Source organism: Enterobacter sp. UNJFSC 003 (genome assembly GCF_036903355.1).
GTDB lineage: Bacteria > Pseudomonadota > Gammaproteobacteria > Enterobacterales > Enterobacteriaceae > Enterobacter.
Genome location: NZ_JBAKHK010000223.1, coordinates 1 through 259, shown reverse-complemented (window position 1 = coordinate 259; position 259 = coordinate 1). Strand labels below are relative to the sequence as shown.

Below are 259 nucleotides of genomic sequence, written 5' to 3'. Positions count from 1 at the left end.
GGTGACGCTACCAATTGACTGCCCTACCCCTTGCGACGTGACGAGGTTCATCTCGACTTTTTCACTGGCAGCTTGTGCGCCGGTTGCAACAACCAGCGCCAGAATAGCCAGACTAAAACGTTTCATAGGACCTCCGTTCATTGTGCATTCCTGAATAAGTGTAAACCAGTGACACATTTTTGAACGGCGGCTATTCCTAAAAGTGCTTACGGTACGTCGTACCCCAGTGCCGCTTTACGGATACGAAACCATTGTTGAC

At 49.8% G+C, this 259-nt stretch carries 1 pseudogene; it reads right to left on the bottom strand.

Going from position 1 to position 259, the window contains the following annotated elements:
• Positions 1–126: pseudogene (locus V5P19_RS23900) on the bottom strand (superoxide dismutase [Cu-Zn] SodC2); the annotation flags it as partial.
• Positions 127–259: the final 133 nt, after the last annotated feature.